The organism is Staphylococcus sp. HMSC36A10, from assembly GCF_001838845.1.
Lineage (GTDB): Bacteria > Bacillota > Bacilli > Staphylococcales > Staphylococcaceae > Staphylococcus > Staphylococcus aureus.
Genome location: NZ_KV839112.1, coordinates 1 through 296, shown reverse-complemented (window position 1 = coordinate 296; position 296 = coordinate 1). Strand labels below are relative to the sequence as shown.

At 36.8% G+C, this 296-nt stretch carries 1 protein-coding gene; it reads left to right on the top strand.

Annotated elements, in window-relative coordinates; translation table 11 throughout:
* Positions 1-296, top strand: a 296-nt coding sequence (locus tag HMPREF3247_RS07465) for a phage antirepressor KilAC domain-containing protein (RefSeq protein WP_083324632.1), incomplete at both ends; no start/stop codon positions are given.

Sequence of the window (296 nt, the reverse complement as noted above, 5' to 3'; positions counted from 1 at the left end):
ACAAAGATTGAACGTGATAAACCAAAAATTGTATTTGCAGATGCAGTAGCTACTACTAAGACATCAATTTTAGTTGGAGAGTTAGCAAAGATCATTAAACAAAACGGTATAAACATCGGGCAACGCAGATTGTTTGAGTGGTTACGTCAAAACGGATTCCTTATTAAACGCAAGGGTGTGGATTATAACATGCCTACACAGTATTCAATGGAACGTGAGTTATTCGAAATTAAAGAAACATCAATCACACATTCGGACGGTCACACATCAATTAGTAAGACGCCAAAAGTAACAGG